The 12,573-nt window shown below is 59.5% G+C and carries 11 protein-coding genes and 1 pseudogene; 3 read left to right on the forward strand and 9 right to left on the reverse strand.

The features are described from left to right. Positions 1-5: 5 nt before the first annotated feature. Positions 6-974, forward strand: coding sequence for an HNH endonuclease family protein (locus Q3981_RS08785; RefSeq protein WP_303125383.1), 969 nt, complete (start codon positions 6-8; stop codon positions 972-974). A gap of 29 nt (positions 975-1,003) precedes the next feature. Here Q3981_RS08785 and lepA read toward each other — a convergent pair whose 3' ends face one another. Next, positions 1,004-2,851 carry a translation elongation factor 4 gene (gene lepA / locus Q3981_RS08790; protein ID WP_204087232.1) on the reverse strand — a complete coding sequence of 616 codons (1,848 nt, stop codon included), beginning with the start codon at positions 2,849-2,851 and terminating at the stop codon, positions 1,004-1,006. A gap of 91 nt (positions 2,852-2,942) precedes the next feature. On the opposite strand from lepA, the gene Q3981_RS08795 reads away from it, so the two are divergent. Then, positions 2,943-3,644 carry a type II toxin-antitoxin system PemK/MazF family toxin gene (locus Q3981_RS08795; RefSeq protein WP_012731972.1) on the forward strand — a complete coding sequence of 234 codons (702 nt, stop codon included), beginning with the start codon at positions 2,943-2,945 and terminating at the stop codon, positions 3,642-3,644. A gap of 273 nt (positions 3,645-3,917) precedes the next feature. After that, positions 3,918-4,181, forward strand: a complete 264-nt coding sequence (rpsT, locus tag Q3981_RS08800; RefSeq protein ID WP_012731973.1) for a 30S ribosomal protein S20 — start codon at positions 3,918-3,920, stop codon at positions 4,179-4,181. A 128-nt stretch (positions 4,182-4,309) separates the two neighbouring features. On the opposite strand, the gene holA is transcribed toward rpsT, so the two are convergent. From holA to Q3981_RS08840, 8 genes and pseudogenes are all read right to left on the reverse strand, one after another. Next, complete coding sequence (gene holA / locus Q3981_RS08805) at positions 4,310-5,320, reverse strand: DNA polymerase III subunit delta (protein WP_303125368.1); 1,011 nt, start codon at positions 5,318-5,320, stop codon at positions 4,310-4,312. 38 nt (positions 5,321-5,358) lie between these two features. Then, on the reverse strand, positions 5,359-7,926 hold the full coding sequence (locus Q3981_RS08810) for a ComEC/Rec2 family competence protein (protein WP_303125371.1): 2,568 nt from the start codon (positions 7,924-7,926) through the stop codon (positions 5,359-5,361). Next, positions 7,910-8,959 (reverse strand): helix-hairpin-helix domain-containing protein, encoded by a 1,050-nt coding sequence (locus Q3981_RS08815; protein ID WP_303125373.1) that lies wholly within the window; start codon positions 8,957-8,959, stop codon positions 7,910-7,912. The genes Q3981_RS08810 and Q3981_RS08815 overlap by 17 nt, the downstream gene beginning before the upstream one ends. A gap of 140 nt (positions 8,960-9,099) precedes the next feature. Next, positions 9,100-10,068: a DegV family protein gene (locus Q3981_RS08820; RefSeq protein ID WP_303125375.1), complete on the reverse strand. Its 969-nt coding sequence runs from the start codon at positions 10,066-10,068 to the stop codon at positions 9,100-9,102. Beyond that, positions 10,065-10,865, reverse strand: coding sequence for a histidine phosphatase family protein (locus Q3981_RS08825; protein ID WP_303125377.1), 801 nt, complete (start codon positions 10,863-10,865; stop codon positions 10,065-10,067). Before Q3981_RS08825 ends, Q3981_RS08820 begins: the two co-directional genes overlap by 4 nt. Positions 10,866-10,874: 9 nt before the next feature. Beyond that, positions 10,875-11,342 (reverse strand): ribosome silencing factor, encoded by a 468-nt coding sequence (gene rsfS, locus Q3981_RS08830; protein ID WP_303125380.1) that lies wholly within the window; start codon positions 11,340-11,342, stop codon positions 10,875-10,877. A 114-nt stretch (positions 11,343-11,456) separates the two neighbouring features. Next, positions 11,457-12,089 (reverse strand): nicotinate-nucleotide adenylyltransferase, encoded by a 633-nt coding sequence (gene nadD / locus Q3981_RS08835; RefSeq protein WP_303125386.1) that lies wholly within the window; start codon positions 12,087-12,089, stop codon positions 11,457-11,459. 13 nt (positions 12,090-12,102) lie between these two features. After that, positions 12,103-12,573 (reverse strand): annotated as a pseudogene (locus Q3981_RS08840) (gamma-glutamyl-phosphate reductase); the annotation flags it as partial.

The raw sequence follows: 12,573 nt of genomic DNA on the forward strand, positions 1-12,573 counted from the left end.
ATTTTATGTGTATGATGTCCCTCATGCGAACGACGCGAGCACATTGTTCCAGCCATCACGGACCATTGTTTTCCCACTATTCATTCTCAACGCTGGCGGGCATTATTCTGAGCCTCGGCCTTGTTATGCCCCTTTCAGGCTGCGGAGACATCGCTACACAGGGCAACAATGGTTCATCTTCGGCAAGCTCTCCGGCTAACAATGATGCCGCTTCCGCGAACGATGCCACTGGGCCAAACGACAATGGCTCAGCCGACGATGGCTCGTCACCCGCCGATTCTCCTGATCAAGGCGCTAATGAACCACCCGCCACGGATGCTGCTTTCCCCGGTTCCCCACGTGCTGAACACATCGGGCAGCTGAGCAAACAAGAAAGCGCCGACGCACTCACAGCGCTGAATGTACCCTTCCCCACCGGCGACATTCACGCACTTCTCGCAGCGCTGCCTGAATCACCGCGTCGTGGCGGCGCAGAGCGATACCAACGTAAGAATTTCGGCCCCTCATGGGCGGATGTCGATCGCAACGGCTGTGACACCCGCAATGACATCCTCCACCGAGACCTCACGGATATCACGACGAAACCGCCACAGGGATGTGTCGTTCTTACCGGAGAATTACATGACCCCTACACGGGCAACACCATCGATTTCCACCGTGGGAAGAAAACCTCGCAGGCAGTGCAAATCGACCACGTCGTCGCGCTATCCAATGCATGGGCAAGTGGCGCCTATGCCCTGCCGTATGCCGCGCGCACTGCACTCGCCAACGATCCGCTCAACTTGCTCGCCGTGGACGGCCCTACCAACAACGCCAAATCCGACAAGGACGCCGCCGAGTGGATGCCGCCGAACACCGCCTACCGGTGCGGGTACGCTGACCGACAAGTCCGTGTGAAGTCGAAATACCATCTACGAGTCACGCGGCAGGAGAAGGAAGCGCTCACCGCCGTGCTTAATCAGTGCGCGGCGTAACGCCCTACCCCTAAGAGCCCCGGCGCGACCTACTTCTTCCCCTCGTCCGTCGACAAGGCCGCAACGAACGCTTCCTGAGGAACCGACACAGAACCGATGCTCTTCATGCGTTTCTTACCGGCCTTCTGCTTCTCCAGGAGCTTGCGCTTACGAGAAATATCGCCGCCGTAGCACTTGGCCAACACGTCTTTGCGGACAGCGCGGACATTCTCGCGCGCAATGATTTTCGACCCGATTGCAGCCTGAATCGGTACCTCAAACTGCTGACGAGGAATCAGCTCCTTGAGCTTCGTCGTCATCTTATTGCCGTACCACTGCGCGTTATCCCGGTGCACGATGGCAGAGAACGCATCCACCGGGTCGCCCTGCAAAAGAATGTCGACTTTCACGAGGTCAGCAATCTGCTCGCCCGCGTCCTCATAGTTCAAGGACGCGTACCCCTTCGTGCGGGACTTCAGCATGTCGAAGAAGTCGAAGATGATCTCTCCCAGCGGCATGGTGTACCGCAGCTCGACGCGGTCCTCTGACAGATAATCCATACCGCCCATCTGACCGCGCTTCGACTGGCACAGTTCCATCGTCGGCCCCAAGAACTCTGCCGGAACGATCACCGTCATCTTCACGATGGGTTCGTAGATCTCCCGTGGCTTTCCATCAGGCCAATCCGAAGGATTACGCACCTTGATCTCTTCGCCCGCCTCTGTCACCACGCGGTACACCACCGAAGGGGCCGTTGAAATCAAGTCCAAATTGAACTCGCGTTCCAGCCGAGCTCGGGTAATTTCCATGTGGAGCAAGCCCAAGAAACCGCACCGAAAGCCGAAGCCCAGCGCCACGGACGACTCCGGTTCGTAGGTTAACGCGGCGTCGTTGAGCTGCAGTTTCTCCAAGGCGTCGCGCAAATCCGGGTACTGGTCCGCCGAAATCGGGAACAAGCCCGAATACACCATCGGTTTCGGCTCTTCATAGCCCTTCAACGGTTCGGTGGCAGGGTCATTCACCACAGTCACGGTGTCGCCCACCTTCGACTGGCGCACGTCCTTCACCCCCGTGATGAGGTACCCCACTTCGCCGACGCCCAAACCGTCGGTTTTCTTCGGCTGCGGAGACACAACGCCGATCTCCAGCGTCTCATGCGTGGCCCCCGTCGACATCATCTGAATCTTCTCGCGGGCCTTCAGCCGACCATCCATCACGCGGACATAGGTCACGACGCCGCGATAGGTGTCGTACACCGAATCGAAAATCAGCGCGCGAGCAGGCGCATCCGCATCCCCCGTCGGCGCAGGAACAACATCGCACAACTTGTCTAACAGTTCGGGGACGCCGTCGCCGGTCTTCGCCGAGACGCGCAAGACTTCTTCCGGCTCACACCCAATGATCAAGGCCAGTTCGTCGGCAAACTTGTCAGGATCCGCGGCCGGAAGATCAATCTTGTTCAAAACCGGAATAATTTCCAGGTCATTCTCCATCGCGAGATACAGATTCGCGAGAGTCTGCGCCTCAATGCCCTGAGCAGCGTCGACAAGAAGAATAGCCCCCTCACACGCCTCCAGGGCACGCGAGACTTCGTAAGTGAAGTCGACGTGACCGGGGGTGTCGATGAGATGGAGCACAATCTGCTCACCCGCATGATCCCCGGTTTTGGGGACCCACGGCAGGCGCACATTCTGGGCCTTAATCGTGATGCCCCGCTCGCGCTCAATATCCATGTTGTCCAGATACTGGTCGCGCATGTCACGATCGCCGACCACCCCGGTGAGCTGCAGAATTCGATCCGCCAAGGTCGATTTCCCGTGGTCGATGTGTGCGATGATGCAGAAGTTCCGGATACGCTCCGGGTCGGTGAACGTTGTTTCCGCGTAGTTGGTGGCCATAAAAGAGCTGTGATCCTCTCCGTCAGTACTCGGTGATCACAGTACTAGACGTTGGATTGCACCACTTTTCACACCGAATTATTGTGGGGACATGTTCGTACCGCGAGGAAATTCGGGTCCATTTTCCTACGACTCTGAGCCCGAACGCCACACGCAGCGGTCTTCCCTGATCCGTCACATCACCGGCTTTCTTGCCCACAAGCGGGCAACAACGAGTGACGACGACTTCGAACTCCCTGACGCGGCTGGTCGGTCGCATTCACCACGCCGATCTCGTCGCGTGCCGACGTCATTCTCGCGGCCATTCCACCACGAAGGTGCCCTGGACCAAGGCCTTGCTTCACTGCAGCAGGGGCTAGGTATGACGGACTCCAGCGTTTCGACGTTTAACAACGAAGATGAGCCAGTTCTCGCACGGCCCACTGGTGCCTGCGCCTCTACGCTGATTTATGCGCCCGATATGGATGGGCAGGCCGATCCTGGCGAGGTGGTGTGGGTTCATTCCCCGAACAAGCAATCGGATGGCCGGGAACGAGCAATCGTTATTCTTGGCCACCACGAGCGATACATCCGCGGGCTTCTCATTTCGACGAATGACGAGCACTCGACGGATAACAACTGGCTGGAAATCGGCGCCGGGGGCTGGGACATGCAAGGCCGCCCCGCATGGGTTCGGTTGGACAAGATCATCGAGGTTCCTGACCACATGATTCGTCGGAAAGGGACGGTGTTGCCGCGGCGGCGGTTTGAACGCATCGCCAGCCGGCTGCGGACGGACTACAACTGGCGTTAGCGACTGCCCGGGTTGGCAGCGCTGATATTGGACGCAATTCTTGAAGCACTGTAAAGTGTCCTGGAGTTCTACCACGCATGTGGACAATGAGCCGGAACAAGCAGGACCTTGGGTTTGTTCTTGAAGGTCGCTCATTCACGGGCTGATTTCACGGGCCGATGCCCTTATATCGCCCTCCACATGCTCTTCGCATGAGAAATGACATGAAGAGTTGTGGTAGATCGCGTCGTGCGCACCCAGTGCATGACAAGCGTAGAGAAAGAGGTAATTCCCGTGGCAAACATTAAGTCCAAGAAGAAGCGCATCAAGACAAACGAAAAGGCCCGTCAGCGCAACAAGGCCATCCGTTCGCGCTTGCACACCGAGAACCGCAAGTTCCGTGAGCTCGTCGCTGCTGGTGACAAGGCTGGTGCTGAGGCTCAGCTTCGCCTGGCGTCCCGCGAGTACGACAAAGCCGTGACCAAGGGCACTCTTCACCGCAACAACGCTGCGAACAAGAAGTCTGCGATGGCTAAGTTGTTCAACTCGATGGACTAGTTTTCCTACGAGTCCGCTGGTTCGTGTGGGCAGCAAGACCGTGTGATCTGTTGGTCACCCGTTTTTAGGCCCACTGACCAGGGTGTTCCCCGCTCCGCCTGGAGCGGGGTTTTTCATTGCGTCCCCAGCTATTTCATCCGCGCAAGCTCCGCCAGACGCCGAACACCTAGCTCAACGGCACTGTCCTGGTCGCCCGCGGCACCTTTAATCCCCGCTTCCATCTGCGCAGCAACCTGCACGGCCTCGGCAATTGCAGCTTGCGACCATCTCTGAGCTATCGGCGCTGTCCTTTTCAGTTTCCACGGTGGCATTCCTAACCGCGACGCATCACGATAGGGATCAATACGCCGGTTGCCACTGAGCCGGGCGACCTCGCTGATCCCACGACACACCGCCGTTGATATCGCCATGTGAGCCACTCCCAGCTGGAGAGCCCGACGTACTTTTGCCACCGACTGATCCACGTTGCCTGCGATAACGTCGTCGGCAATGGAAAAACTGCTGACTTCCGCGGTACCGGTGTAGTACCGTCGCACGGCCTCGAGGTCGACGTTCCCGTCGTTATCGGCGACCAGCTGGCTCACGGCCGACGCTAATTCGCGCACATTGGAACCGACGCTTTCAATGAGGGCGGAGACGACGTCTGGGCTCACCCGCACGCGGAATCGGTGGAATTCTGACTGCACAAAAGTGGGCAGTTCACGGACCGGGATGGCGTCAGCCCGGTGCTCTTCGCCAAGCTTGAGGAGTTTGGACACCATGGCCTTCGTCCGGCCTTCACCCGAATGTTGAATGATCAGGGTGATGCCCGGCGCGGGGTCTTTCGCAGCAGCAAGCACGAGCGATGCCGGCTCTTTACCTGCATCATTCATGTTTGTAATGACGACGATGCGGTCTTCGCCGAAGAGGCTGGGGCTGAGTAGCTCGGTGAGCTCGGGGCCCGTAATGTCACCTGCTCGGACTGTGGTGACGGTGAGTTCATCGCCGGTGGGCGAGTTCTCACGGACACGTTTGACGATGGCATGGCGGTGACGATCCGCGAGGAAATCTTCGGTTCCGACGATGATGTGTACGGGTGCGGGCGCACCGGATCCCTCCGCAGGGTCGAATGTGGTGCGTGACCTCCGTGATGGTGCCATGCCCGTCAGTCTACTGACCGCCGAGGACACAACGTGCCTCACGGGCAGAACCTCCATGAACAGGTTTGTCCGTTGCTGCGTAGGACGACAATGCCTTCGTCGACAAGCGTGGTGACCGGTGTTCCATTGGCCAGTTGGGTCGGGCGAAAAGACTGATTGCCCGTGCCCGAATGCGATGACGGCGATGGTGACGTCGGCGTGGTGATGATGAACCACCGTGCAGACGACGACTCTGGATCGATCTGTTTTTTATCGCCGACGAATGCGATGGATTCCCCGTCCGCGCGGCGTGAGGCGTCGTCGGCCACAAGGTTGTGGGAAGAAAGCTTCAGCTCGTGGGCGCAATCTTTGATTCGTTGCTGGAGGCGTGAGGCCACCTCAGGGGCCACGTCATCAGGGGGTATGGGAGGTTGCTTGTCGACGTCGGCCAGGGCGTAGTGACTGTCTGGCCACATCACCACCGAGATGGCAGGCGAAAACGGACACACTGCGACGGTCCACTGAGCCGGAGGGAAAGATGGGGACCTCACGAGGTGAGTCATGGCCCGCAGGTGGTCGAAGGCGTCGCGGGGTGGTCGCAAGGCGTACTCCGATGCTTGATTGCTCGATCCGCCGTCCGTCGGCCCCACTCCCTCGGAGAACTCTCCGGAGCGATCGCGCTCGCCGGCAGTCCCACCGCCAGTTGCTGCTAGACACGTCGATATGGCGATCACAACGACTGCGGCGCTCCCGAGTGCTTTGCCCCACCAGCTTGTGATCCGTCGGCTCGTCATCCACCGCTGGAATCGACCTGACCACAACGTCGACAAGAGAAAACAGGAACCGACCACTACTGCAATAACGATGATTGCTGAACCTGGTGATCCGACGACCAATTGGGCGGCCTCGCACTTGGCTATCGCGTGTCCTACCCAGCGAATCCACCACAAGACCGGTGTGCATGCAGCCATGCCTGCCGACGCCAGCCAGGTAGCTCCACGGCAGAACGATTCGCTGAGCCATTGAACGGCTTCACAGACTGTTCCCGCACCTATCCCCACGGGATGAGCCACAACGCTGAATGCGCACAGAACGAGTGCGATGGTCCCGATGACCGTGACGGGCGCGACGACGAATCCGACTAAGGAATTGGCCACGATCGACAGAGCAGAAGTCCGGCCAATAACGAGCAAGATAATCGGTTGAGTTACCACGTCTGCAGCTACACATACGGCGCACCCGGTGATAACTGCCCGAGTGCGCCGCGATACCTCACCGGACTTCCCGCACGCAGTCAATACACGCACCACAACCTTTTCGATGACATCGGACAAAGGTGGCGCAAGACAGATAATGCCGGCCGTCGCAGCGCACGATAAAGCAAATCCCAAGGACACAGCCATATCCGGGTTCCACACCACGAGCCCGATAATCCCTGCACACAAGGCGGGCAACGCTTGCCGACGCCTCCCCGCCATCGTGGCAAGAAGCCCCACGGTCCCCGCGACAGCCGCCCGCAACACGGACGCGTCCAATCCGATGAGAAGGACAAATCCCACCAATGAGCACCCCGCGCATAGATAACGAACACGCGGGCGTTCGGTGGAGACGATCGCGGCAACCACTCCAAGAACGATCGCCACATTCGCCCCGGACACCGCGGACAGGTGGCTGAGGCCAGAGGTGACAAAAGCTGCTTTATCGTCGTCGGATTGTAACGAGGTATCGCCAATCACCATCCCCTGAGCCAAGCCCTGCAGATCCTCGGGCACATAGCGACGCGAGGCCTCGAGGAACTCCCGATGGACTGCGGACATCGCATGGCACACGACATTCCATAGCCGGCCGACACCCCACCCCATCGGCGACGATGGAGGTGCCTGCACGACGTGCAATCCCTGGCCTGATCCACTGTGTCCCGCGGATGACAGCGTTATTGGTGCAGTTCCCGGCTGGAAAGCCTCTTTGACCGACACGAGCCCTTCAAGGCGCTGACCAGGATTAACTGTGCGAAGATCAGCCCCGCCTGAGAGGAAAATATCCGACGGCATTCCCTTGAGGGATACCGATATGCCATACCGCTCCTGCCCCGGCGCGAAGGGAGCTTCCGGGAGCCGACGTGGGTAGGACGTCGCGGTGCAGTCCATGGATGGGTCGATGAGCAGGTGGCCGCCCTGCTTGTGGGCTAACCAATGGCTCGACGAGCGACGGATGGCATAGATCGATCTGACCCCTCCGATGATGGCGCCAACAACCATCATGAGAAGCTGCAGCACCCATGAGCGACGCACACCGCCCTTGATCCCGTCGCCGCCGTAACTACGTCGACGACGATTCATGTACCAGCGCGCGGCAATCACCGTCGCTGCTGCTAGTGCATCACACACCACCACAGCGGATACAGGGTGGCCGAGCCACCAACTAATGAAGCCACCATCGTCGTGAGAATTGGTCGCTTCCGATGTGCCTAATCTGAACCACACCACGACACCGCTCGCTGCCCATACACCAGCGGCGCAGGGCAGTAACCGGCCATCCAGCGGAACCCGTTCTTTTATTCCCTCACGGTTCGGACGTGCAGACTGGCTGTCACCTACAACAGACGGGTCGTCAGATCGTGACGGCATCGCGCATCGCGGCCAGTTTTGCGGGGCCTATCCCCTTAACTTCCGCCAATTGGTCGATACTCCGAAAAGGTCCATTCTGCTCGCGGTAAGCAATGATTGCCGACGCCGTTTTGGGCCCCACACCAGGTATGGCGGTCAGCTCAGCCTCACCGGCCGTATTGATATTCGTCCCGCCACCCGACTTCGCTGGCGGTCCCTGGCCCGGCGCGGATCCACCACCCGGGCCTCCCGACGGAGCCCCCGGTTGGGAGCCCGCGTTCCCGGCCGGTTCACCGCCGATAATGGTGCCGTCTTTTCCTTCTTCTCCGACGCATATTTGTTGCCCATCGAGTAGCTTTTGCGCACGATTAAGCCCGTCCCACCTGCCACGATCGGTCAAACCACCGGCCGCATTAATGGCGTCGTCAACGCGGGCTTGGGCATCCAGAGAGACTAATCCGGGATGAACAACATTGCAGACGACCGCAACCGTAATCGGCTGCGATGCCGCCTCGTGACCGCCATGCGATCCCTCCTGAGCCCCAGCCTCTTTCTTATCCGCTGACACACTTCGTGAACCCTGGTCCGACGATTCTGCTTCGGATTTCTCTCTGGCCTCCCCGCGGTGGGTCTCTGCATCGGCCGACACCACCTGCGCCGCTTTAGACACGGGACGCTGACTATTGTCCTCCCCCATCAACGCGAACCCGATCACAGTGGACACCACAAGTACAGCAAGAACAACAATCCCGACGCACGCCCGTGGCGACATCCCCTGGAGAAGCCGGATACCGCGCCGGGCGTGTCCATCACGGGAGAAGTCATAAAGGGCGACGTTGCTATCTCCCTCGGCGCGTTCAGCGTCGAACATCCTGATTCGATCGCGACCTACGCTGTTCCCCGGACTCTGCGGGGCAGGTAAAGGCGAGGTGTTCTGTGGTCTCGACCGTGGCACGAAATCGCCTGGGAGATAGTTATCCGCGCCACGCTCAAGCACATTGGTCTCATCGGCGACGTCCGCCCGCGTCATCCCCACACTGCCGCTGCTACTCATGAGCCGGAGAGTAGATAACTCTGCCCCTCATCGCTGGGCACGTCGGCCATCGAAACCGCCACGTTGTGGATAAAAAAAGTTATCCACAAGTATTGGCAGCGCCCGCTATTCGCCGCTAGCCCAGCCAGCGACAGCTCCCGCTACAACTCAGCAGCGTCCCGCGTATTGATCACCGACACCGCAATCGCGCCGGCACCGGTGTGCACCGCCAAAGCCGGGGAGAGTTCCGCCTGTGTCAGCACCACGTCGGCAGACGGAAGCTCTTCTATCCCCCATCGTTTACCCAGGTCAACGAACATATTGTCCGCTTCCAAGGCCTTTTTCAGCCCCGCACCAACAATGCGCGCACGGTCATCAGCACCCGAGTGGTGAATGCAGATACGCACGGGTTCCAGATCTCCATCAGCACTGCGGGAACTAGTCACGGCAGCGCCCATACTGGAACCCGCACCGGAATCCCCACTACGTTCCCCACTGGAGTCACCCTCATCGTCGGCACTGGTGGTCACCGTCGCAGCATCCACCACCATGTCGACAAGCCGGGTAAATGCTTTCGCTTGCGTCCGCGTCCGGGCAACAACGCCAAAACTTCCATCATGCAGGGAAAACAGTGATTTCACCGGCAGCGCCGATGACATCAACGATGACATCGTGCTCATCCGCCCCGAGCGTCGCAAACCGTCGGTACGCTCAAGGTAGAGGAACAATTGCGAATGCCCGGTAATCATCGACGCACGTCTCGCGCATTCCTCCAGGTCGCCACCAGTCTGCGCCGCACGAGCAGCTGCCATGGCGGCTTCCCCCACCGGCATCCCGATCGAATCCGTTTCAATAACGCGGACTTTCCCCTCGAAAACCGCCGAGGCCGCCACCGCCGCTGACCAGGTACTACTGAGCTTTTGTCCAAGGTGAACAGCGACGACACCGTCGTCACCAGACCGTTCCATCTCCCGGCCATAGGCTGCGGCGAGCTCCAACGCGGTCAGCCCCGACGTCGAACTTGCGTCATCGGAAGAAACGACGTGCAGTGGGAGGACGGTGATGCCCCATTCCCGCGCCCGCTCAACGGGCAAGCACGATGAGGAATCAGTGATGACGCGGACAGTCACTGCAGCCCCTCGATCGACGTCCTGGTATATGTCACGCCAACGCCCTCACTACCCGGTTGAGCAGGCGCAAAGGGAATACCCAACGCGGACGCATTCCACACGTCCAAATACCACTGCGCATCGTCGATAGTAGATGCAGAAAACGTCGCCACCGGGGTCGTATCCAACGCGGGATCCGCCGGTCGGTCACCGGAATTGTCGACTGTCGAGTGGTCGTAGTGGAAACGTGGGCGCGCCGTCAGCTGAGCCCAACTCGTATTCCCCAGCCCCGAAAACGACGAATAGTTGTCCGTCGGCAATCCCAATAATGAGCAAGTCAAGCCGGCAATGGTGCCCCCATGGGCCACGCACACGACTGTGCCACCTTCCCACTCAGGGAACGAATGCATGAGCTCATCAACAAGGCTACGTGCACGGGCAGCGACCTCAAGACGGGTCTCACCACCCGGCGGGGCCCAATGAGGGTTATGCCGCCACATCGCGCGCTGACCAGGGTGAGCAGCGTCGATCTCCTCATGCGAATGAGCCTGCCACGCCCCCAAATGGGTCTCACGCAAGCGCTCATCGAGAACAGGAGTGAGCCCATGAGGTGCTGCGATCAGCCCTGCAGTTTCCGCTGCTCGCGACAGGTCAGAGGTCACCACTCGTCGGATATCCCACCGACTGAGTTCATCAGCCGTGCGCTGAGCCTGACGTCGCCCCAGATCGCTGAGGTGGGTATCCATCTGGCCCTGCATGCGGCCAGTGGCGTTGTAATCCGTCTGGCCGTGTCGAAGAAGAATAAGGCGGCGAGCCATCGGTACTACCTAGATTTCGTCCGCGTCGGGTTCACGGCCGGCCAGCGGAATGTCATCAATCACATCGGCCCGGTGCGCAGCGTCGCTGGTATCAGAGAGCCCACCGCGCTGGGAGGGTTCGATGCCCTCGACCTCGATCACGGGGCAGTCTTTCCACAGGCTATCGAGCCCATAAAAATCGCGCTCCGGCTCGCGCTGGACATGCACTACAATGTCGTTGTAATCCAAGAGCACCCAGCGCGCTTCACGGCTGCCCTCGCGTCGGACCGGTTTGTAGCCCGCTTCAGCAAGTTTGTCTTCAATCTCGTCGGCGATAGACATGACATGGCGTTCGTTATCGCCACTACATAAGACGAAACAGTCGGTGATCACCAACTGGCCCGACACGTCCAAAACAACGATGTCCGACGCTATTTTGTCCGATGCGGCACGTGCGGCAATCTGCGCCATGCTCACTGATTCTTCTGATGCAGCCATAAAATCCTTCGTTATTGTCGTTCGATATTGTTGGTCGTTATTGTTGTTCAGTCTTGTCGGCGGGGAAGCAAAATCTTGTTGTGGCACGGGACCCCGTTTACCACCTAAGGCCTACTACATACCCGACGCCCCGCCTTGTCCCGACGGCAGGTACAGCCTTTCCTTCGCAATGTATTGCACCACGCCATCGGGCACGAGATACCAAATCGGCCGATTCGCCCGAGCACGCGCGCGAATATTCGTCGACGAAATCGCCATGGCCGGCACCTCCACCATCGTGACACTATCCCCCAGCGGACCTAGCTCGGTTTTCTCCAACGAATACCCGGGCCTCGTCACAGCGACGAACGTCGCCAATGACATCATCTCGGTGCAATCGCGCCACGTCGCCATCCTCGCCACAGCGTCGGCTCCGGTGATGAAGAACAATTCCGCGTTCGGGTATCGCTCGTGCAAATCATGGAGCGTATCGACGGTATATGTGGGGCCACCACGGTCAATATCCACCCGCGACACACTGAACCGTGGGTTCGACGCCGTCGCGATCGTGGTCATGAGGTAGCGATCCTCCGCCGGCGTCACGGAGCGGTTCTTCTTCTGCCACGGCTGGCCCGTCGGAACGAAAAGTACGCGATCCAAAGAAAAAAGATCCGCGACCTCGGAGGCGGCCACCAAGTGCCCGTGATGAATGGGATCAAAGGTGCCGCCCATAATTCCAAGGCGCGGATAGTTCGTCGATGTCTGCATCACAGAAGAAACTCTACGGGCGAGTGTGTCCCTCTCCGTAAATGACCCACTTCGTGGACGTCAATTCCGGCAGCCCCATGGGGCCACGCGCGTGCAGCTTCTGCGTCGAAATACCGATTTCTGCACCGAAACCGAACTGCTCACCATCGGTGTACGCCGTCGACGCGTTGATGTACACGGCCGCGGCGTCCACAGCGGCTTCAAATTCCTTCGCCGCCGACCAGTCTTGGGTAGCAATGGCCTCCGAGTGGCCCGTCGAATAGGTGCGAATCCAGTCCACGGCGCCCTGCTCGTCGGGAACAATCGCTGCAGCAATGTCCATGGACAAGTACTCCGAGGTCCAGTCCTTTTCCTCGGCTTCCACCACATTGTCGACGCCCAGGTCGCGCAATTCCTGACGTCCGTGAATGGTCACGCCCGCATCCTGGAGGGCCTTGAGTACAGCGACTTTGTCCTCATCAGGCAGGCGCCCGTCGAGAAGAAC

The sequence above is a fragment of the Corynebacterium sp. genome, from assembly GCF_030530965.1.
In the GTDB taxonomy this organism is placed as follows: domain Bacteria; phylum Actinomycetota; class Actinomycetes; order Mycobacteriales; family Mycobacteriaceae; genus Corynebacterium.